21 protein-coding genes and 1 tRNA gene are annotated in these 19,789 nt (G+C 67.7%); 7 read left to right on the forward strand and 15 right to left on the reverse strand.

The features are described from left to right. Positions 1-19 precede the first annotated feature (19 nt). From QGN30_RS22760 to QGN30_RS22795, 8 genes are all read right to left on the reverse strand, one after another. Complete coding sequence (locus QGN30_RS22760) at positions 20-970, reverse strand: GNAT family N-acetyltransferase (protein WP_085977618.1); 951 nt, start codon at positions 968-970, stop codon at positions 20-22. Positions 971-1,198: 228 nt separating this feature from the next. Then, entirely contained in the window at positions 1,199-1,753 is a 555-nt protein-coding gene (locus QGN30_RS22765; RefSeq protein WP_009957788.1) for a D-glycero-alpha-D-manno-heptose-1,7-bisphosphate 7-phosphatase, read from the reverse strand. Between the two features lie 8 nt (positions 1,754-1,761). Beyond that, positions 1,762-2,379, reverse strand: coding sequence for a D-sedoheptulose-7-phosphate isomerase (locus QGN30_RS22770; protein ID WP_248923517.1), 618 nt, complete (start codon positions 2,377-2,379; stop codon positions 1,762-1,764). Next, positions 2,367-3,383 carry a GHMP family kinase ATP-binding protein gene (locus tag QGN30_RS22775; protein WP_009957791.1) on the reverse strand — a complete coding sequence of 339 codons (1,017 nt, stop codon included), beginning with the start codon at positions 3,381-3,383 and terminating at the stop codon, positions 2,367-2,369. The genes QGN30_RS22770 and QGN30_RS22775 overlap by 13 nt, the downstream gene beginning before the upstream one ends. Positions 3,384-3,529: 146 nt before the next feature. Beyond that, entirely contained in the window at positions 3,530-4,663 is a 1,134-nt protein-coding gene (locus QGN30_RS22780; protein ID WP_026071414.1) for a M42 family metallopeptidase, read from the reverse strand. Positions 4,664-4,752: 89 nt separating this feature from the next. Beyond that, a complete protein-coding gene (locus QGN30_RS22785) occupies positions 4,753-6,546 on the reverse strand; it encodes a CocE/NonD family hydrolase (protein ID WP_014381905.1) in 1,794 nt (597 codons plus the stop codon). A gap of 475 nt (positions 6,547-7,021) precedes the next feature. Beyond that, entirely contained in the window at positions 7,022-7,486 is a 465-nt protein-coding gene (locus tag QGN30_RS22790; protein ID WP_014381902.1) for a hypothetical protein, read from the reverse strand. A gap of 159 nt (positions 7,487-7,645) precedes the next feature. Continuing rightward, complete coding sequence (locus tag QGN30_RS22795; RefSeq protein WP_080588084.1) at positions 7,646-8,944, reverse strand: cytochrome P450; 1,299 nt, start codon at positions 8,942-8,944, stop codon at positions 7,646-7,648. A 186-nt stretch (positions 8,945-9,130) separates the two neighbouring features. Here QGN30_RS22795 and QGN30_RS22800 point away from each other — a divergent pair, with 186 nt between their 5' ends. Beyond that, the gene (locus QGN30_RS22800) at positions 9,131-9,865 is read left to right on the forward strand and encodes a FadR/GntR family transcriptional regulator (protein ID WP_014381900.1); all 735 of its coding nucleotides are present in this window, start codon (positions 9,131-9,133) and stop codon (positions 9,863-9,865) included. After that, positions 9,862-10,560 carry a sterol desaturase family protein gene (locus QGN30_RS22805; protein WP_014381899.1) on the forward strand — a complete coding sequence of 233 codons (699 nt, stop codon included), beginning with the start codon at positions 9,862-9,864 and terminating at the stop codon, positions 10,558-10,560. The genes QGN30_RS22800 and QGN30_RS22805 overlap by 4 nt, the downstream gene beginning before the upstream one ends. Before the next feature lie 197 nt (positions 10,561-10,757). Here QGN30_RS22805 and QGN30_RS22810 read toward each other — a convergent pair whose 3' ends face one another. Together QGN30_RS22810 and QGN30_RS22815 are read right to left on the reverse strand one after the other, a co-directional pair. Continuing rightward, entirely contained in the window at positions 10,758-11,630 is an 873-nt protein-coding gene (locus QGN30_RS22810) for a TIGR03619 family F420-dependent LLM class oxidoreductase (protein WP_014381898.1), read from the reverse strand. Positions 11,631-11,771: 141 nt separating this feature from the next. Beyond that, positions 11,772-12,395, reverse strand: a complete 624-nt coding sequence (locus tag QGN30_RS22815; protein WP_248923516.1) for an NADPH-dependent F420 reductase — start codon at positions 12,393-12,395, stop codon at positions 11,772-11,774. Between the two features lie 102 nt (positions 12,396-12,497). Between QGN30_RS22815 and QGN30_RS22820 the strand changes: the two genes are divergently transcribed. Beyond that, positions 12,498-12,977: a MarR family winged helix-turn-helix transcriptional regulator gene (locus tag QGN30_RS22820; RefSeq protein ID WP_008254102.1), complete on the forward strand. Its 480-nt coding sequence runs from the start codon at positions 12,498-12,500 to the stop codon at positions 12,975-12,977. Positions 12,978-13,099: 122 nt separating this feature from the next. Here QGN30_RS22820 and QGN30_RS22825 read toward each other — a convergent pair. The 5 genes from QGN30_RS22825 to QGN30_RS22845 form a co-directional block, all read right to left on the reverse strand. Continuing rightward, positions 13,100-13,172 (reverse strand) — tRNA-Ala (locus QGN30_RS22825). 50 nt (positions 13,173-13,222) lie between these two features. Then, positions 13,223-14,275, reverse strand: a complete 1,053-nt coding sequence (gene sepX / locus QGN30_RS22830) for a divisome protein SepX/GlpR (RefSeq protein WP_051012166.1) — start codon at positions 14,273-14,275, stop codon at positions 13,223-13,225. A 202-nt stretch (positions 14,276-14,477) separates the two neighbouring features. After that, on the reverse strand, positions 14,478-15,131 hold the full coding sequence (locus QGN30_RS22835; RefSeq protein ID WP_179300620.1) for a GNAT family N-acetyltransferase: 654 nt from the start codon (positions 15,129-15,131) through the stop codon (positions 14,478-14,480). 20 nt (positions 15,132-15,151) lie between these two features. Further along, the gene (gene glp, locus QGN30_RS22840; protein ID WP_036458274.1) at positions 15,152-16,441 is read right to left on the reverse strand and encodes a molybdotransferase-like divisome protein Glp; all 1,290 of its coding nucleotides are present in this window, start codon (positions 16,439-16,441) and stop codon (positions 15,152-15,154) included. A 59-nt stretch (positions 16,442-16,500) separates the two neighbouring features. Then, positions 16,501-17,412, reverse strand: a complete 912-nt coding sequence (locus QGN30_RS22845) for a UTP--glucose-1-phosphate uridylyltransferase (protein WP_008254094.1) — start codon at positions 17,410-17,412, stop codon at positions 16,501-16,503. A gap of 76 nt (positions 17,413-17,488) precedes the next feature. On the opposite strand from QGN30_RS22845, the gene QGN30_RS22850 reads away from it, so the two are divergent. The 4 genes from QGN30_RS22850 to mscL all read left to right on the forward strand — a co-directional run bounded on the left by QGN30_RS22850 (position 17,489) and on the right by mscL (position 19,787). Then, positions 17,489-18,088, forward strand: a complete 600-nt coding sequence (locus tag QGN30_RS22850) for a 5-formyltetrahydrofolate cyclo-ligase (RefSeq protein ID WP_008254092.1) — start codon at positions 17,489-17,491, stop codon at positions 18,086-18,088. An 88-nt stretch (positions 18,089-18,176) separates the two neighbouring features. Beyond that, positions 18,177-18,515, forward strand: coding sequence for an FmdB family zinc ribbon protein (locus tag QGN30_RS22855; RefSeq protein ID WP_080749691.1), 339 nt, complete (start codon positions 18,177-18,179; stop codon positions 18,513-18,515). Between the two features lie 64 nt (positions 18,516-18,579). Further along, positions 18,580-19,260, forward strand: coding sequence for an SAF domain-containing protein (locus tag QGN30_RS22860; RefSeq protein WP_038535162.1), 681 nt, complete (start codon positions 18,580-18,582; stop codon positions 19,258-19,260). A gap of 68 nt (positions 19,261-19,328) precedes the next feature. Continuing rightward, positions 19,329-19,787 carry a large-conductance mechanosensitive channel protein MscL gene (gene mscL, locus QGN30_RS22865; RefSeq protein ID WP_042792238.1) on the forward strand — a complete coding sequence of 153 codons (459 nt, stop codon included), beginning with the start codon at positions 19,329-19,331 and terminating at the stop codon, positions 19,785-19,787. The last annotated feature ends 2 nt before the right edge of the window (positions 19,788-19,789 follow it).

Here is a 19,789-nt window from a genome sequence, read left to right on the forward strand (position 1 = left end):
CCCCACGCCAGCGCCGGTCTCAGCCGACCGCCTCGATCACCTGCCGGGCCACGCGCCTGATCTGCTCGGCCTCGTCGGGGCCGAACGGCAGGTGACGCGGGTGCGGCACGTCGATCACGGTGGTGATCACGCCGATGTCTTCACGCTGCCACACCGCACCGTAGCGGTCCATGATCGCGCGCATCGGCCCATTGTCGGAAAGCATTCGCGCGGAGAACCTTTCGACGCCGTCGACATCGGCGGCGATGGACAGTGCGCTGATCAAATAGGTGCCGATGCCCCGGCCCTGATAGGCGTCGGCGACGGTGAACGCGATCTCGGCGACCGTCGGGTCGTTTTCGTCGCGCACGAAGCGCGCGTCGGCCACCGGGTCGCTGCCGTCGGTGACCACCCACACGAAGTGGTCGACGTAGTCGACCTCCGACAGGTAGTGCATCAACGCAGGCGTGGGAAGACGCGGGGTCATGAAGCGCCGATACAGCGTGTCGCCGGAGAAGTAGATGTGTCCGTGCACGGTGCGCTCGCTGTCGCCGGGCAGCACCGGGCGCAGCAACAGGAGCGTGCCGTCGCGCACGCGAATCGGGATCGGCGTGATGAACGCGGCGAGCCGCTGGCGCGCGGTGCGCAACAGCCGCGGCGTGATGCCCGGGATGTGCACCATGCTGGCGAAGGATCTGGTGTCACCGACCCATCCGGTCAGCGGTTCGGCGGCGCTGACCGTCGCGGTCCGGGGAATGTCGCGCAGCAGGGCGATCTCGCCGACGATCATGCCAGGGGACGCATGCTCGACGATCACCACGCCGTCGTCACCGACGTGTTTGATCTCGGCGGTACCCGAGGAGATCAGCAGGAACGAGACGGCTTGCTCCCCCTGGCGCATCAGCACCTCGCCGGCCGCGGCGCGCAGCGGCTGCAGGCGGCCCGCCAACGGCGCAAGGTCTTCGGGGGGACATCCCTTGAAGATGTCCATCGTCGCCAGCTCGTCCACCCGGGCGCCGGTCAGTCCGGCCACCGCTACCGACCGCCGCCCGCAGCATCGCGACACCGCTGTGCACGTCGCGATGGTGCCATGACCTGCCCCGCCTGCTTGCCGTCGTCTGGTGCGCCAGGCCCGAGCCTCCTGGACGCGGTCGGATGTTGCCCAGGTTATGAGCAGGTAGCGGCCGCGGCAAGGATGCCGGCGTCTAATGAGCCGAAACTAGTGCGCGGCCCGGGCGGCCAGGATGAGCTCGACCGCGGCGGCAAGGTCGTCCACCACGATGTCGGCGTCGGGGGACGCCTCGCCGCCGGAGCGGAGCAGGATGGTCGCCGCTCCCGCCGCCCGACCCGCCCTCATGTCGATGTCGCTGTCGCCAATCATCACGGATGCGGTCAGATCGATGCCGTGTTCGGCCGCGGCGCGCACCAACATGCCGGTGCCGGGTTTGCGGCAGTCGCAACTGTTCGCGGCGTGCGGGCAATGGTAGGCGGCGTCGATCCGGGCGCCGTCGTCCGCGAGCAGTTGTTGCAGGCGGTTCTGGACGGCAGTGAAATGTGTTGGATCGGAAGCGGGTTCGGAGAGCCACCGCTGGTTGGTCACCAGTACGGTCCGCAGTCCCGCGGCGTTCAGGGCGGCCAGCGCCGCGGCGGCGCCCGGTAGCAGCACCAGTTCCGCGGGTGACCGGATGTACTCACCCTCGGCGGCCTTGACGTTGATGGTGCCGTCTCGGTCCAGAAAGACGGTGCGCACGTCGCGCAGATCGGCTGCGGCCATCGTCGATGTCAGGACGGCCCGGGAAACAGTGCCGCCTCGACCATTTCGCAAATGGAATGGCCCAGGTGCAGGCATGCCTCCTGAACCCGGGCCGTGTCGTCGCTGGGAACCCGGATGCAGATTTTCGCCACATCGGCCACCTTGCCGCCGAGTGCGCCCGTGAGCGTGACGGTCGTCATTCCCGCCTGGCCGGCGACCTCGAGCGCGCGAACGACGTTGGGAGAGTTGCCCGACGTGGTCAGCCCGATCACCACGTCCCCGGGGCGCCCGGTGGCGAGAACCTGGCGGGCGAACACCTCGTCGTAGGAGTAGTCGTTGGAGATCGCCGTGATGGCGGCCGTCGCGTCGGGCAGGCTGATCGCCGCCAGACCGGGACGGTCAAAGGCAAAGCGGCCCATGAGTTCTGCCGCCAGGTGCCCGGCGTCTTGCGCCGATCCCCCGTTGCCGAAGAAGATCACCTTGCCCCCGGCGCGCAGCGAGTCGATGATCGCGCGCGCGACCTCGACGGTCTGCGCGGCGACATCGCCCTGCTGCATCTGTTGCTTGACCGCGATCGTTTCGGCCAAGCGCTGCTGAACCAGCTCCACGCTCGGCGAGACCGCGTCCGAGCCGGTCATGCCAGCCATGTCGTCAATCCCTTGCTCTCGAACGCGAATTCGGTGACGTTGGCCTCCGCGCCCTCGAGCGCTTCGATGAGCCGGTGCTTCTTGGCGAAGTCACAGAACAACAGGATGTATCCCCCACCGCCGGCCCCGGTGAGCTTGCCGCCCAGCGCCCCGTTTTTCAGGGCCAGCTCGTAGAGGTCGTCGATGCGCTCGTTGGTGATGTAGGGCGACATGCGTTTCTTCTGGGTCCACGCTTCGCCCAGCAGCGCACCGAAGTCGTTCAGCTTGCCTGTCAGCAACGCCGCCTTCATCGCGACCGCCAAGTCCTTCTGGGCCCGCAGGCCCTCCAGCGTGTCATCCGAACCCGTTGTGGCGCGGCGGGTTTGGTCCTCGATCACCCGCGCCGAGTCGCGGGTGATGCCCGTGTAGCACAGCAGCAGGCTGAGCTCGAGCTCGAAGGCGGTCTCGTCGCGGATTCGCAGCGGATTGACGATCACGCGGTCGGTGAACTCGATGAAGTTGAAGCCGCCGAACGTCGCGGCGTACATGTCCTGCATGCCGCCCGCGATGCCCAGGTCGTCGCGTTCGATGGCACACGCCAGTTGGGCCGTCTCGTATTCGCCCATGGGCACCCGGTAGTGCTCGGCGAGCAGGCCGGTGAGCGCGACCATCATCGTCGACGACGAGCCCAGCCCCGATCCTGGCGGGGCGCTGGAGCGCAGCACCAGGTCGTAGCCGTCCGTGCCGTCGCGGCCGAACCGGCGCACCGCGGCCTTGATCAGATCGAGGCTGCCGTCGTAGAGAATCTCGCTGTCCAGCGTCATCTCGTGCGTGGTCTTGAAGTCCACCGACTCGATGCTGACCCGGCGGTCGGTGCGCGGGGCGAGCGATCCCTGGGCGTAGCGGTCGATGGTCGCCGACAGGACACAGCCGCCTTCGGTCGTCGGGAACGGGGGCACGTCGGTGCCGCCGCCGGCGAAGGAGATCCGCAGCGGCGCTCGCGCGCGAATTCGTGGCCGTGTCATGGGGATTCTCTGTCGAGCGGATCGCCCAGCTGCGAGACCAAGCGTGCCACGTGCCAACCCCATCGTTCTGCGTCCGGAAGCGCCGCCAGACTAACAGGCTGACCAGCGCGATTGTCGGGTTTTCGCCCGACTGCTCCCGGCCCGGCTCAGGCGATCTGCGGGCTTGGCTGCAGCACGAAATCGACGATGATGGCGGCCATGTCGTCGATCGCGCGGCGCGCGATGACCTCATAGCCGTGGGTGCTCAGCGTGGGCAGGCACAGCAGGCCGGCGCGCGCGGCCTGCCCGGTGGCCTTGGCGTGCGACGCGTCGGATTCGAATGCGCCCAGCGCGGCCGGCTGTGGGGACAACCCCTGGTCGGTGGCGATTTTCAGCAGCCGGTCGGCGACTTCCTTGTCGTAAATGCACAACGCGTCGCTGTAGCCGATGATCGGGCCGCCGCTGACCGTGGTGTTGTATTCGACTTCGGTGGGGCCGACTTCCAGGGCGAGCGTGAGGTGGCCGGGCAGGGTCGCGCTGGCGTAGGTGCCCCCCACCCCGCCGATCTCCTCGTTGGTGGTGAAGACGAGGTAGACGTCGTCGGCCGGGCGTTGGTTGCGCTCGCGCAATAGGCGGGCGGCGTTCAGCAGCGCGGTCACCGCGGCGCGGTCGTCGAGGAAGTAGGCGCCGACGTAGTCTCCGATCTCGACCACGGATCGCTTGCTGCGGTCGACGCACACCCGGGTGCCGGCGTGCACTCCCGCCGCGGCCAGCTCCTCGGTGCTTCGGCCGGTGAAGACGTACACGTGATGCCAGTCCAGTGCCCGGTCGCCCTTGTCGGGCTTGGTCTCCCAGATCCGCGAGCTTTCCTGGGTGGTGTGCTCGGAGCCGAGAGCCAGTACGGCGGTGAGGGTTTCGTTGTCGCCGAGCACCGCGACCGGTCCGAGTCCGAAGTTGCCCGGGTACATCGTTCCCAGCTGCGTCAAATGCAGCGTGCCGTCGGATTCCACGCGTTTGACGATCATCGACAGCTCGTCCATGTGCGCCATCACCCGGGTCGCGGTGCCGGGGATAGCCTGAGTCCGCTGGCGGTGGTCGGGCGCCCCGGTGTTTTTGGCCGACGCATTGGCGGCGACGTAGCCGATCAGGTTTCCGGCGTCGTCGGTCCACATGTCGTCGACGAGGGGTTGCAGCTCCCGGGCGATGACGGCGCGGACCTCGTCCTCCTGCCCGCACGGCCCATAGGTCCACAGGAGTTCCTGCAGCAAGTCGTCGCCTGCGTCGCGGTCGGGGTGCGCCATGGGATCCTCTTCCGTCATCGGGTTCAGAGGACCAGTACCCGCGATGTCCTGCGACTACGCCAACGCCGTCAGGGGTTTCGACGCCTGGTTCAGCTCACGGCGTCCGGGTCTGCCAACGAAACAAGGAGGTGCGACGGTGTCGGCCCGCCCTGATGCAATTGGTAGCGCCCGCCGGCCAAGGCCCGGCGAGCCGGCTTGCTGGGCACCAGATGCGGAAAGTCATAGGTGGTGATCGTCAGGCGCAGCCGGTGGCCCGCGGCGATCAGCGCGGCCGTCGGAAAGATTTCGATGTCGTAGCGGGTGAGCTCCCCGGGCACGACGGGCTGCGCGGCCGCTCGGGTGCTGAGGTGCTGCGGGCGCAGAACGGTGCCGTCGGGCAGGTACCAGGTGCGGTCGGGATCCAGCTTCCGGTGCGAACCGAGTAGCGCGCCCTGGGACAGCGGACGGCTGGCACCGTCGGGGGCGACGGCGTCGAGGTGGGCGACCCACACCGTCTCGGTGGTGGTGGCCGTCGCGTGGATGGTCAGCGCGATCGGTCCGGCCACCAGCTTCGCCTGGCCGAATGGCTCGGTGGTGTAGGACAGCGCGCCGCGCTGCAGGCGGCGGTTGTCCTGGTCGTAGCGGATGGTGCGGCCGCGCTGGGAGAACAGAAAGCTGCTCAGCCCCAGCGACCACTGCTCCAGGCTGCGGCCCGACAGGGGTCCGCGCGGGACATAGGTCAGCGGCGCAACAGTGGTGTGGGGCGAGGCATCCGAACTCAGCCGGCCCGCGTCGGACAGGTAGAAACGAGTGGGCGTCGCCTCGGCGAGCGGATAGTCGTCGGCGCGATACCAGTTCGAGCTTCCGATCGCCTGGAACGTCAGCGGCTTCCCCGCAATCGCTGCGCGCGCATCGTCTTTGAGCCAGTGCTCGAACCAGCGCAACTGCAGCGCCTGAAGGTGCAGCCCGCCGTGGTCCGACACGTGATACCACGGGCCCATCATCAATCGGATCCGGTCCGAGACGGGTTGGCCGGGTTCCATCGGTGCGTCGTCGGGCCGGCCGGCGGCCGCGTTCTGCAGCGCGGCGTAGTTCAGGGGCGCGCCGCGCTGAAACGCGTCGTGCCATCCGCCGACGAGGAAGGTCGCGACGCCGTTGGCGGCGATCTTGGACAGGACCAGCCCCGGACTCATCGCGTCCCAAAACGGGCCGTCATAGGCTGTCTCGCCGCCGGCGACAACCTCGGCGATCAGTGGCCGGAAGTAGCGCCGCTGATCGCGTCCGCGCTGGCGAACCGCGGCGAGACCGCCCGAACGCGGCCGCTCGTGACCGCCGCGGGCGAGCCACTCCAGAGTCGGATTGACCACGTTGAGCAGCGTGTAGACCGACCCGTATCCGCGGACCGCGTGCAGGTGCGGCACACCGCCCATGGTGGCGGCGTCGCGATAGAAATCGCGGGCCGCCATCACCGGGAAAATCGCCTTCAGGGGCGAGTCCGGGCCGACGGCGGCCGCGGTGAAGAGTTGGTTGATCGCCAGGTAGGACAGCCCCACCATGCCGACGCGGCCGTTGGCGTTGGGCAGCGTGGTCGCCCACTGCACCAACTCCACGCCGTCCTGCGTCTGCCGGTCGCCGCACATCTCGAACGAACCGCCCGACGAACCGGTGCCGCGGACGTCGACCATCACCTCGATGTAGCCGCGCTTGATGAGGTAGGGCGCCGCGCCGCCGCCGATTTGTGCGGCCGGTGGCGGGGCTTTCTTGCCGTAGGGCGTGATCGACAGCAAGACGGGAAACGGGCCTTCGGCGGCCTGCCCCGTCCCGGGCACCGTCGGGTAGTGGATGTCGGCGCGCAGTTCGACGCCGTCGCTCATCGGCACGGCGACGTTGTGTCGCACGCCCACGCCGTAGGTCGCCGGGGGCGGTGTCCACTCCGGCGCGAACGGCGATGGACTGGTCTTGCGGACGCGTCGCGCAGGTTTGCGCCTGGATCGCAGAGTCGTCCTGGATCTCACCATCGGTAGAGCTCCCCCTGAGGCCCCGCGGCGCCATCGCCGCGAATCATCAGCGAATTTAGAGCACCGTCCTCAGCGGAACTGAGGGGGTGTCACGATGGCGCGGCCGCTTCCGCCGGTCGTCGGACGCAGCGGTCCAGCGACCCCGCCGATTGCCTTCGACGCCTAACGGTTTCGGCGGCCTCGCGATGCGGATCGGCCACTGATTTCGCAAGGCGCTCGCAGGCGGCGACCGGCGACTCGCGCTGACAGATCGTCGATTCCACCCGTGACCCCAGCTTGTCATTGCCATAAACAGTCCCGCGGCCTCTGGCTTCGTCCGAGGCGGGGCCCGCTGAAAACCACGGGCCCCCAGCCGATTTCGTCATACCGCCTCGTCCTGGGCGTCGGACACGAAATGGGTGACGCTCGGATGCAGATGTCGCAACAGCTCCTCACCGGAGAACTGCATGCGCTCGGCCTCATCCAGGAAACCAGACTGTGCGGCCGAGGATTCGTAGACCAATCCCGCGCCTTTCGCTACGCTCGGCTCGCGCACCGCCTTGCGCTTCTTCAAACGCATCAGCTCGGGATGCATCTTCTTCCGCTGTGCGGGAGGGACCAGCGCACCGCGGTTGAAGGGCCTCATACCAAGCTTGTCCGCGACCTCCCGGACCTGACAAGTCTTCAGCCGGTAGCGCCAAGCGATTTGCGAAATCGTGAACCACCCCCGTGGCATCCGCCAGATCCAGCCCGCCACGGTAACCACCGTCAACACAACCGCCAGGGTCGCTTCAGGGCGGAACAGCTTCCCGGAGAACTTGATCGTCACGATCCCGACTACCAGCATGACGACGAGAGCTGACACGAAAAAAATCTGAGCCGGACTCACGCCGCCCCCTTGCTTCCACCGCGAGTACGTCCAACGGTCTCAGACCCGGCTGGCGGTGAAACCGCGACACGCCGAAGCGTGCCGAGTGGCGGTTTCGTGGACATGCGTTTGACTGAGTTATTCGAGCACTACGGTGGTTCCGCGACCTGGCACCTGGGTGATCGACCGGCGGTGTATCGGCTCGGATTTAGCGTCGACGGGGCGCACCCGCATGGTGGTGAACATCGCGCCGAGCACAATCCGCATCTCGCATTCGGCGAAAGTCGCTCCAAGGCAACGGCGCACGCCTCCTCCGAATGGAATCCACGTGTACGTTCCCGCGCGGTTGTCGAGAAACCGCTCGGGACGAAACTGTTTCGGGTCGGGGTAGATGTCGGGACGGCGGTGCATGAGATAGATCGAGGGCGCGACCTTGACGCCGGCGGGCAGTGAAAACCCGTCGACCTCCATGGGTTCGGTGAGCCGTCTGCTCACCAGGGCGAGCACGGGCCGCATCCGGAGTGTCTCCTTCACCACGGCATCGACATACCTCTGGCCGTCGTCGGCGTGCGCCTCTTCGATAAGGCGCGAATGCGCGTCCGGGTGACGGATGATCCGCTCGACCGCCCACGCCAGTCCCGATGCCGTTGTTTCGTGGCCTGCCAATAGCAACGTGATGAGTTCGTCGCGAATCTCTTGATCGCTCATCGGATTACCGTCTTCGTGCCTGGCCTTCAACAGCATCGAGAGGACGTCGGTGCGAGAATCGAGGTCGGCTTGCCGACGGCGCGTGGCGATCTCTTCATGAAGCAGGCGATCTACGTCGGCCAGCAACTTGTGAGTGAGCGCAGTCCTCATCTTCCGGGGCCCTACGAGCAAGAGGAAAAATTGCGCCGCGCCGTTGGTTGTGAGAACGAGCGTCCGCTGTAGCGCCTGGCGCAACCGGTCCATGCTCTGCCCGCGCTCGAGTCCGAACACCAGGTGCAAGATGACTTCGAGCGTCAACGCTTGCATCCGGGGATGCAGCCGCACCGGCACACCGCGGGGCCAGCGGGCAATCTCGGCCTGGGCAATGGCGGTCATCGTGCTCATGTAGCTCTGCAACTGATTGCCGCGAAACGCGGGCATGAGGAGTCGACGCTGTTCTCTGTGTGCGTCGCGGTCGAGCAGTAGCACCGAGTTCTGGCCCACCACGGGCTGCAGGATGCGGTTTGCTTCCCCGGCGAGCACCAATTCGGGAGGCGAGGTGAAGATCTGCCGCACCGCATCGGGATGCGAGACCATCACGATCGGTCCCTCGCCGACCAGCTTCATGGTGAACGTGTCGCCGTATCGGGCGGCGGCGCGGTCCATGAACTCCCATGGACGAGCGATCCATTCAGCAGTTTGTACTGCCACCGGTGCTCGAGGACCGGGTGGCAGCGTGTCGGCAGCCATCGATCACCCCCGACGGGGACGGCGTGCTACGTAGCTTGGGCAACTTTATGTGCTGAGGCTGCCGGCCACCAGAGATTCGCCGACGGCATGCCTCCGCGGCGCGAGCGGCGCCTCGAACCGCGTAATACCCATACCGCACTGGTCTGACCACTTGACGTCTGGCCAATGACCCGGCATGGTGGGGGCATGGCCCTGCGCCCCGTGACCCGACAGTCGATACCCGACCACGTCTTCGAGCAGATCATGTCCGACGTGCTCAGTGGCGAACTCGCGCCCGGGGAGCTGCTGCCCAGTGAGCGAAGGCTCGCGGAGGTGCTGGGTGTGTCCCGGCCGGTGGTTCGCGAGGCGCTCAAGCGCCTCACCGCTGCCGGCCTGGTCGAGGTTCGGCAGGGTGACGCCACCACCGTGCGGGACTACAAGCGTCACGCGGGCCTGGACCTGTTGCCCCGGTTGCTGCTTCGCGGTGGGGATCGTGGCGACGAGCTGGACGTGGCGGTCGTGCGCAGCATTTTGGAGACCCGGCTGCACAACGGTCCCAAAGTCGCCGAACTGGCCGCCGAACGGGGCGGCCCGCAGGCGGCCGGCGTGCTCGAGGCCGCCGTGGATGCACTGGTCGCCGAAGAGGATCCGACGGAACGTCAACGCGCGGCGCTGACGTTCTGGGACCACGTCGTCGACGCCGCGGACTCCATCGTGTTCCGGCTGATGTTCAACACCCTGCGGGCCACCTACGAACCCGCGCTCCCGGCGCTCGACACCGTGATGGCCGCCGAGGTCAATCGCCCGGAGCTGTACCGCCAAGTGGCACAGGCGATCATCGCCGGCGATCCGGTCGGGGCCAAACGTGCCGCGACCGAACTCCTCGAGCCGGCCACCCGCGGCCTGCTCACCGCCCTATCCAGCCTGGATGACGAGCAATGAGAACACCCGTACGCAGCAACCTCACCCTGTCCGCGGCGGGCCGGGAGTTTTGGCGCCACCCTTCTCCCTGGGGCCTCGCACTGACGTTCGCCGGGGCGCTGGCGGCCCGGATCGTCGTCGGTGACTGGCGGCTCACCGACGTCGTGCTGCCGGCGCTCATGATCGCGGCCTTCCCGGTCTTCGAGTGGATCATCCACGTCGCCATCCTGCACTGGCGGCCGCGCAGTGTCGGTCGCTTCGTCGTGGACCCCTTGCTGGCGCGCAAACATCGCGAACATCACTGCGAGCCGCGGAAAGTCGAGCTCATCTTCATCCCGTGGCAGACGTTGCCCTGGGTGATCCCGACGGCCGTCGCCGTAGCGTTCGTGGCCTTTCCTCGGCTCGGCCTCGGGCTGACGTACCTGGTCGTCTTGACCGCCCTCGGGCTGGCCTACGAGTGGACGCATTACCTTATCCACACCGACTACAAGCCCAAAAGCAGTGTGTATCGGTCGGTTTGGCGTAACCATCGACGGCATCACTTCAAAAACGAACACTACTGGTTCACCGTCACCACCACCGGAACCGCCGACCGGCTGCTCGGCACGTACCCGGACCAGTCGACGGTACCGACCTCCCCGACAGCCAAGAATCTGCACGGTGTGAGTGCGAGCTCGACCACCGCTGCGGCATCCGGACGGTTTGTACCTCGATAACGAAAACTATTGCTGAATCTACTGATTAACCACTGTGTACCGGACGGTGGTCAAAACGACTGCACGCGCCCCTCTGACCTAGTTCTGTCTTAATCGGACTGGCAGCATTGGACCCAGGCCCCCTTTGCCCCGGCCGGACGTGGTCTGAATTTCAATGTGCTGCATCGTCTTTCGTGGGCTTCACCTGCGCAAGGGCGCTACCGGTTGATCACGCGTGATACCGCTACCTTGTCGTCAAGTTTTCGCGTGGTGCGTGCAATTACCTGACCGGCGAAGTCAAGCAACTCCTCAAGGGTGGGGAACATTGCGAAGGCATCCACGATCGCCTCGTCGGCGCCTGACTCGGCGAGGCGCTCGAGCTTGTCGGCAACGAAGTCAACGGGCGTGCCCGGTTCGAGGTTGATCCGCATGGCCGTCTTCAGCGCGTCAGGATCGCGGCCGGCGTCCTGGGCCGCGCGGCGCGCGATCGACCACAGGTGGTCGGTGACCTCGTCCTGCAGCCCCTCGACCCCGAGCCAGCCGGTGCCGCTGCGGCCGACCCGGCGCATCGCGGCCTCGCTGGCACCGCCGATCCAGATGGGTGGACCGCCGGCCTGGACCGGGCGCAGTTCGGCATGGACCGGCGGAAGCGAGAAGAACTCGCTTTCCCAGGACACCGGGGTGGTCGTCCACCATTGGTGCAGAAACGCCAGCAGATCATCGAGCATCCGCCCGCGCCGGTGCCAGTCCGCGCCGCGGGCGATGTCGTGTTCGTCCTTCATCCACCCGACCCCCACGCCGACGTCAAGACGGCCGTCGCTGAGCACGTCGAGCGTGGTCAGCAGTCGGGCCAGGTGCACCGGCTCGTAGTAGAACGTGCTGAGCGTGCTGGAGTTCAGCCGCACCCGGCTGGTCGCCGTCGCGGCAACGGTCCACAGCAGCACCGGATCGAGGTACCGGGTCATCTGGGGCGGGTACGGCTGCTCTTTGCCCGGGTAGGTGCTGTGCATATCGACGGGCGTGACCAGGCGATCGCCGACCCACAGCGTGTCGTAGCCAAGGTCCTCGAGTCCGCGGCAGAACGCGCTCAAGCCAACGGCGCTGCTGACAGCGGGCCCGACGATGGGAAGTGCGAAACCAAGTTCATTGGGATTCCTTTCGGTGATCCATCAACCATTGTTTGGGCTCCCGGCGCCCCGGTCCGTCCACGGCTCGGACCGGGGCGGTGCGCCTCAGGCGGGAACGGTGGCGCCGAGGGCAAAGTCGAAATTCCCCACGCCGTGGCGGGCGAGGCCCATCACGACCAGGCCCATTCCTTCCAGCCAGTGCGCCATGTGCAACGCGCCGACGTCCAGCGGGCGCAGGTCGAGGCTCTCGATGAACGCCGCCACGTCCGCCTTGGCGCGCACGTCGTCGCCGGCGAGGAAGACGTCGAGCGGCCGGCCCTGGCCCAGGACAACGCCGAAGATGGTGTTGAACGCCTTCACCACGCTGGCGCTGGCCGGCGCGGCCTTGGCAACTTGCTGCGCGACCGAGGTGCCATCGGGGATGGCCAGCCCGTCGGCCGCGGCATTGAAGGGGTTGCTGATGTCGACGATGACCTTGCCAGCGAGGGCGTCTCCGTATTGGGCGACGACCGGAACGACATGGGCGTACAAGAGGGCGACGATGACGATGTCCCCGGCCGGAACGGCGCCGAACTCGCCGGTCGTGGCGTTGCGGCCGAGCGTGTTGGCCAGGTCAGCTGCCTTGGACTGATCGCGGCCGATGACCTCGACGGTGTTGCCACCGGCTACCGCCAGCTCGCCGATGGCTCGGGCCATGTTCCCGGTGCCGATGATGCTGATGCTGCTCATGAGGTGAGTCCTGTCTCGAATAGATGAACGAAAAGGTTGATGTGTCTACCTTAAGCCAGGTTTGATGACGCGTCAACCAAATCGCGGTAGCATGAGCGGCTAATGGATGCGAACTGGCTGAACCCTCGTGAAGACCGCGCCTGGCGGGCGTTCCAGCACGCGCATCATCAGCTCGACGTGCACCTGAACCGGGGCCTGCAGGAAATGGGCCTGTCGGGGGCCGACTACCAGATCTTGGCGGTGCTCTCGGAGCACGACCGGGACCGCATGCCCGCCCGCGACCTGTGCAACACACTGGGCTGGGAAAAGAGCCGTGTCTCCCACCAGGTGCGACGCATGGAGAAGGGCGGGCTGATCTGTCGTGAGCCCAACCCCGACGATGCCCGGAGCACCATGGTCTGCCTGTTGCCGGCTGGCCGCGCCGCGATCGAGAAGGCGGCGCCCCGGCACGTGGAGGACGTCCGCCGGAACTTCATCGAACTGCTTACCCCTGCTGAGCTCGACATGCTCGCCGCCCTCAACGAACGAGTCCTGCGCCACCTGACCAAAGACGACTCTCCAGCCGACGACGAGCCCTCGTAGGTGAGACGGCGGCGTCGCATACTTGGTGCCGCGATCGAATCCGCTGCGTACCCGCTGCGCGGCGGACACCATTCGGTGAATGCAAATAACCGGGAGATGCGCTGTTACGTGCTCAAACTTTGTGGAGCTAAGGGGAATCGAACCCCTGACCTACTCGATGCGAACGAGTCGCGCTACCAACTGCGCCATAGCCCCTGACCGCTAGCAGGCTACCAGCCGCGGCACCAACCGCCGAAACGCGAGCACTACTCGCCGACGGCGCGCGGCAAGTCCCGGGGCCACCCGTAGGTCCTCATCGCCATCGCGTAGTCCAGGTGCTCGAAGACCGGGTCCTCGTCGTCGATTTCCAGCACCACCGCGCCCGGGCGGCGCAGCCGCGACGGGACCACGTCGTACTCCCGGTCGTAGGCGTTCTCGACACCGAGGCGCGCCCGCGCCATCCGCTGCGCCCGGCGGCGGCGCACCTTCTCCTCGATGCGCGTCTGGCGGCGCAGATAGCCCAGGTACAGCAGGGTGATGCCGATCGCGCTGCCGCATACCCACCAGGCGCTCGGCGAGATCTTGAACGCCGCGGTGGCCGAGCCGATCAGGACGAGGGCCATCACCATCAAGACCTTCTTGCGGAACGCGTACTTGCGGGCGCTGACCGCGGCGGCCGTCTTGGCGTCGAGCCGGCGCCGGCGGGCAGCGCTGCGCGGCATCGGGGCTGGAACCTCGTCGTCGTCGTCGGCGTCTTCGGCGGGGGGCTCCAATCCCGACGAGTCCTCGACGTACTCGTAGCGGTCCTCGTCGTCGTGCTTGGCGACGGCCTCGGTGTCGACGTCGTCCTCGGCCGGTTCCTCGTCGACGTCCTCGGCCGCAGAATCGCTGGCCCCCACCGGAAGTGCGGCCGAATCCTCGACGACATCGACGTCGAGGTAGTCGGGCTCGTCGGCCTCGGCGGGCTCGGTCACGGCCATTTTCATCACCACCGGGCGCCGGCGGCTCAGCTCGTCGGTGTCGGCGTCGTCATCCGTCTCGCGGTCGTCGTCGTTCTCGGCAAGGTCGTGCTCCTCGTCGAGGTCGGTGTCGGCCGAGTCTTCCGGCGGTTGCCAGTCGGGATCGCTGCGGTGACCGGCGGCCGGACCGCTGCGCTTGATCAGCCGGGAGTTGGCCCCGCCGTTGAGGACTCGCGTCGCCAACGCCACATCGCTGGTGCGGCGCACCGCGTCGCGTTTGCTGACGAGCATCGGCACCAAGACAAACAGCCACAGCACCACGAGCGATATCCACAACAATGACTGCGGGATGCTTGGCATGATGACCTGCTCTCTGTGGTTCTCATCCCCCGCGAAGCCCATTCGTGGCCAACGCGGCCGGGTCATGACGACCAGGACAATTACACACCTGTAATTTGCCTCCCACAAGCACCATGAGTCACTCGTGTCGCGCCAGTCCCAAATCGGCAAAAATCCGGTCACGGTCGGAGCGTCGCCGACCGACCCAATTTATAGGTGGCGGTCATACCCAGCTGGCGTTACCGGCGCGGACCAGCGCCGATGCCACCGATCCGGTGACCTCTTCGACGGTGATGGCCATCAACAGGTGGTCGCGCCACGCCTTGTCGACTTCCAGGTAGCGCTGCAGCACGCCCTCCTGGCGGAACCCCACCTTTGCCAACACGGCCCGGCTCGCGGCGTTTTCCGGGCGGACGGTGGCCTCCACCCGGTGCAGCATCACCGGCCCGAAGCAGTGATCGAGCCCCAGGGCCAACGCCGCGGTCGCCACCCCGCCGCCGGTGGCCGACCGCGGCACCCAGTAGCCGATCCACGCCGACCGCAACGCGCCGTGGGTGACGTTGCCGATGGTCAGCTGGCCGCAGAACTGCCCGTCGAGTTCGATGACGTAGGGCAGCATCCGTCCCTGGCGCGCCTCCGCCCGCAGGCCGGAGCACAACGCCGGCCACGCGGCCACGGCATGCCGGACCGTCCAATCACCCTCGGCGCTGGGCTCCCACGGCTCCAGATGCGCACGATCGCTCAGCCGGATCCGGCTCCACTGCGCGCCATCGCGCAGCCGCACCGCCCGCAGGCGGACCACGCCCGCCGGAACCCGAAGCGGCCCAACGCTCATGGGCCAACCCGGATGACGGGAATTGGAGCGCAAGAGGTTCACCGTGGACGCAGTCGTTCCGCTCAGCCGCGCTGAGCCAAGAAGGCGACGTCGACGATTTCGCCGGTGCGAATCTGCTCGGCGCCGCTGGGCACCACCACCAGACAGTTGGCTTCGGCGAGGGTGGCCAGCAGGTGCGAAGACGCGCCCGGGGCGCCGCCGAGCGCCTGCACCAGATACTCCCCACTCTCCTGGTCGCGCATCAGCTGGCCGCGCAGGTAACCCTTGCGCCCGGCCACCGACGTGATCGGCGACAGTGTGCGGGCCTGCACGATGCGGCGCATCGGCTGGCGCTTGCCCAGCGATAGCCGGATCAGCGGGCGCACCATCACCTCGAAGACCACCAGCGCACTCACCGGATTGGCCGGCAACAGGAACGTCGGGACGCCCTCGCGGCCCAGCTGACCAAAGCCCTGGACGGAGCCGGGATGCATCGCGACCCGGACGACCTCGAGCTCGCCGAGCTCGGAGAGCACCGAACGCACCACTTCGGCCGCCGCACCGCCGACGGCCCCGGCGATGACGATGACCTCGGCGCGATTGATCTGGCCCTCGACGATGTCGCGAAGCTCCTTGGCGCCGCCGCCGACGATCCCGACGCGGTTGACCTCGGCACCGGCGTCGCGGGCCGCGGCCGCCAGTGCATAGGAGTTGACGTCGTAGACCTGGCCGTTCCCCGGGGTGCGGGAAATGTCGACCAGTTCCCCACCCAGCGCCATGATCGTGACCCGCGGCCGGGGATGGACCAGCACCCGTTCGCGGCCGACCGCGGCCAGCAGCCCGACCTGGGCCGCGCCGATGACCGTTCCGGCGCGCACCGCGACATCACCGGGCTGGACGTCGTCGCCGGCGCGGCGCACGTAGGCGCCCGATGGCGCCCCGCGGTAGATCCGCACGCGCGACGTCCCGCCGTCGGTCCACCGCATCGGCAGGACCGCGTCGGCCAGGGTGGGCAGCGGGGCCCCGGTCTGCACGCGGACGGCCTGGCGTGGCTGCAAGCGGCTGGGCGTGCGCGAACCTGCCTCGACGGTGCCCATCACCGGCAGCACCAGCCCGTCGCGCCCGTCGCTCTCGGGTGAGTCGTCGATCGGCTCGGGCAGGCTGTCGTGGCCCACCTCGCCGACGCCGAGGACGTCGACGCTGCGCACCGCGTAGCCGTCGATCGCGGCCTGATCGAAACCGGGCATCGGGCGTTCGGTCACCACCTCCTCGGCGCACATCAATCCCTGCGCCTCGGCGATCGCCACACGTATCGGCCGCGGGGCCACCGCGGCAGCCGTGATCCGAGCCTGCTGCTCTTCCACCGAACGCACAGCGCGCCTCTCTGCCCTCGCTGCCTGACGGGCGGCCCGCCGGCCGGGTTACCGCCGGGCTACTGCTCGGCCAGGCCCAATCGCGCCACCAACCATTGCCGCAAATCCGGGCCGTAGTCGTCACGATCCAATGCAAAGTCAACCGCAGCCTTGAGGTAGCCGCCAGGATTTCCCAAGTCGTGTCGAGATCCGCGGTGCACGACCACATGCACCGGGTGGCCCTCCGCGATCAGCAGGGCGATGCCGTCGGTGAGTTGCACTTCGCCGCCGGCCCCGCGCTCGGTGCGGCGCAACGCGTCAAAGATGGCGCGGTCGAGCACATATCGGCCCGCCGCGGCGAACAGCGACGGCGCGTCCTCGGCCTTGGGCTTCTCGACCATGCTCTTGACCCGCAGCACGTCGGGGTTCTCATCGTCGGGCACCGGCTCGACGTCGAAAACGCCGTAGGCGCTGATCTCTTCGGGGGTGACCTCGATCGCGCACAACACGGTGCCGCCGTGGTGGGCCCGCACCTTCGACATCGTGCCCAGCACGCCGGTCGGCAACACCAGGTCGTCGGGCAGCAGCACCGCGATCGCGTCCTCGTCGTCGGACAGCCGCGATTCCACGCACCCGATCGCGTGGCCGAGCCCCAGCGGTTCGCTCTGCACGACGGACTCGACCTTGATCAGTCGCGGCGCGCGGCGGACCTTGTCGAGCATTGCGGTTTTGCCGCGCTCCTCCAGCGTGCTTTCCAGTACGAGGTCTTCGACGAAATGCGCGACGACGCCGTCCTTGCCCTCGGAGGTGATGATCACCAGCCGTTCGGCGCCGGCTTCGGCCGCCTCGGCGGCCACCAGCTCTATGCCCGGGGTATCGACCACCGGCAGCAGTTCCTTGGGCACCGTTTTGGTTGCCGGCAAGAAGCGGGTACCGAGACCGGCGGCGGGCACAACAGCCGTGCGTGGCACCACCACGTTTGGGCATGACATCGTTCACACGATAACCCGCATCCGCTTTGCCGAGTCGATGTGGCGCGGGCAAAGTCCTGGCTGTCATGGTTGACGCATGGCAACCACGGGCAAGGCCGCGTTGCGCGAACAGCTACTCGCGGCCCGGCGCCGCGTTGCCGACGACGTTCGGGCCGCCGAGGCGGACCTGCTGCGGGAAAAGTTGGAAGCCCCGGAAAGCATTGTGGCCAGCGACAGCACGGTCTGCGCCTATGTGCCGGTGGGCACCGAGCCGGGGTCGATTGAGCTGCTGGACATGTTGCTGCGCCGCGCCGGCCGGGTGCTGCTGCCGGTTGCGCGCACCACCGCCGACAACACGCCGCTGCCGCTGTCGTGGGGCGAATACCGGCCCGGCACCCTGACCACCGGCCGGTGGGGATTGCTCGAGCCCCCGCAGCCGTGGCTGCCGGCGGCGGCCCTGGCGGAGGCCGCCCTGGTGCTGGTGCCGGCGCTGGCCGTCGACCGCGCCGGCGTGCGGCTGGGCCGGGGGCGGGGGTTCTACGACCGCTCGCTGGGCGGCCGTGACCCCCACGCGCCGCTGGTGGCGCTCGTCCGCGACGCGGAATTGCTGGACGAGATCCCGGCCGGTCCGCACGACGTCCCGATGACCCACGCGCTCACGCCGCAACGAGGACTGATCGCCCTCGATTCGCACTGACATGTCGGGAATGAGACATGTCACGTGGCGGTTCTAGCACTTGAGACGCTAGAGTGCTAACCAGGTTTGCAATCATCCGGAGGTTTTCGTGCCGACTTACAGCTATCAGTGCACCGAGTGCGACGATCGCTTCGACATCGTGCAGGCCTTCACCGACGATGCGCTGACCACGTGCAAACGCTGCTCCGGTCGGCTTCGCAAGCGCTTCAACTCCGTCGGAGTGGTGTTCAAGGGCAGCGGCTTCTACCGCACCGACAGCCGCGAGTCCGGCAAGAAGTCGAGCGCCTCCACCAACGGCTCCTCGTCGAGCGACTCGGGTTCGAGCTCGGGTTCCAGCGAGAAGTCCGGTTCCAGTGACAAGTCCGCCTCGAGCGAGAAGTCGAGCAGCAGCTCCACACCCTCCCCCGCCGCCGCGGCCACCAACTGAGCGTTATCCACACGCGCGTCGCTGACCGGCGACTCGGGCACCGCGTTGCGCCTACCGTTGCCCCGTGGGCGAATCATCGCTGAACCCAAGCGTATTGAGCCGGCTGTCGCTGTGGTTGCGACCGGACTGGACCCGCACCGTGCTGGCGCGCCGCGTCGCGGCGGGCGGGCTGGTCGTGCTGGCCGGCATCGCGACGCTGCGCTCCAATCCCGCCGGTGACTACACGCAGGTGGTGGTCGCCGACCACGACCTGCGCCCCGGCAACGCGTTGACCGCCGCCGACGTCCGAATCGAAAAGCGTTTGGCCTCAACAGTTCCCGACGGGGCTCGGGCCGACGTGGGCGCGGTGGTGGGTTCGACGCTGGCCGGCCCGGCCAGGCGTGGCGAGGTGCTCACCGACGTCCGGTTACTGGGCAACCGGCTGGCCGAGGCGGCGATCGGGTCGAAAGCGGGACCGGGGGCCCGCATCGTGCCGCTGCATCTGGCGGACGGCGCGTTGATCGACCTCGTCCGCGCTGGGGATGTGGTCGACGTGTTGGCGGCGCCGGCGACCGGGGCGCCGGAAACCGCCCATGCCGCCCCCAGGGTGGTGGCGACCGACGCCGTCGTGGTCCTCGTGTCGGCCAAGGAAAAGCTCCAGGCCGCCGATGCCGACCGCGTAGTGTTGGTTGCGCTGCCGGCTCGTGTGGCGAACACGGTGGCGGGCTCGGCGCTGGGCCAGACGGTGACACTCACGTTGCACTGAGTGCCTGCCCGCGGGAGGCCACGCTTGCCTGCAGCAAACTCTGTCCAGTCGCAGAAAGGCCAGTCCCAATGCTCAAAGGGTTCAAGGAGTTTCTCTCGAGGGGCAACATCGTCGACCTGTCTACCGCGGTGGTCATCGGTACTGCCTTCACCGCATTGGTCACGCAGTTCACCGACAGCATCATCAAACCGCTGATCAACCGGATCGGCGTCAACCAGAAGTCTGATCTCGGCATCCTGCGCATCAGCATCGGCGGCGGTCAGACCATCGACCTGAACAACGTCCTGTCGGCCGCGATCAACTTCGTGATCATCGCCGCGGTGGTGTACTTCCTGGTCGTGTTGCCGTACACGACACTGCGCAAGCGGGGTGAGGTCGAGCCGGCCGACGACGCGCAGGTCGTCCTGCTCACCGAAATCCGCGACCTACTCGCGCAAACCAACGGCGACTCGTCGGGCAGGCACGGCGGTGTGACGACCACGCCCCCGCCGGAGCACGGGCCCCGCGCGGAGGCCGAATCGAAGTGACC

Origin of the sequence: Mycobacterium sp. 3-98 (genome assembly GCF_035918355.1) — a bacterium.
Classification (GTDB): domain Bacteria; phylum Actinomycetota; class Actinomycetes; order Mycobacteriales; family Mycobacteriaceae; genus Mycobacterium; species Mycobacterium intracellulare.

Bases quoted from the DNA above. Each gene is read 5' to 3' on its own strand.
- QGN30_RS22760 (WP_085977618.1), bottom strand. From the start codon at position 970: ATGGACATCTTCAAGGGATGTCCCCCCGAAGACCTTGCGCCGTTGGCG.
- QGN30_RS22765 (WP_009957788.1), bottom strand. From the start codon at position 1,753: ATGGCCGCAGCCGATCTGCGCGACGTGCGCACCGTCTTTCTGGACCGA.
- QGN30_RS22770 (WP_248923517.1), bottom strand. From the start codon at position 2,379: ATGGCTGGCATGACCGGCTCGGACGCGGTCTCGCCGAGCGTGGAGCTG.
- QGN30_RS22775 (WP_009957791.1), bottom strand. From the start codon at position 3,383: ATGACACGGCCACGAATTCGCGCGCGAGCGCCGCTGCGGATCTCCTTC.
- QGN30_RS22780 (WP_026071414.1), bottom strand. From the start codon at position 4,663: ATGGCGCACCCCGACCGCGACGCAGGCGACGACTTGCTGCAGGAACTC.
- QGN30_RS22790 (WP_014381902.1), bottom strand. From the start codon at position 7,486: ATGCTGGTAGTCGGGATCGTGACGATCAAGTTCTCCGGGAAGCTGTTC.
- QGN30_RS22795 (WP_080588084.1), bottom strand. From the start codon at position 8,944: ATGGCTGCCGACACGCTGCCACCCGGTCCTCGAGCACCGGTGGCAGTA.
- QGN30_RS22800 (WP_014381900.1), top strand. From the start codon at position 9,131: ATGGCCCTGCGCCCCGTGACCCGACAGTCGATACCCGACCACGTCTTC.
- QGN30_RS22805 (WP_014381899.1), top strand. From the start codon at position 9,862: ATGAGAACACCCGTACGCAGCAACCTCACCCTGTCCGCGGCGGGCCGG.
- QGN30_RS22815 (WP_248923516.1), bottom strand. From the start codon at position 12,395: ATGAGCAGCATCAGCATCATCGGCACCGGGAACATGGCCCGAGCCATC.
- QGN30_RS22820 (WP_008254102.1), top strand. From the start codon at position 12,498: ATGGATGCGAACTGGCTGAACCCTCGTGAAGACCGCGCCTGGCGGGCG.
- sepX (WP_051012166.1), bottom strand. From the start codon at position 14,275: ATGCCAAGCATCCCGCAGTCATTGTTGTGGATATCGCTCGTGGTGCTG.
- QGN30_RS22845 (WP_008254094.1), bottom strand. From the start codon at position 17,412: ATGTCATGCCCAAACGTGGTGGTGCCACGCACGGCTGTTGTGCCCGCC.
- QGN30_RS22850 (WP_008254092.1), top strand. From the start codon at position 17,489: ATGGCAACCACGGGCAAGGCCGCGTTGCGCGAACAGCTACTCGCGGCC.
- mscL (WP_042792238.1), top strand. From the start codon at position 19,329: ATGCTCAAAGGGTTCAAGGAGTTTCTCTCGAGGGGCAACATCGTCGAC.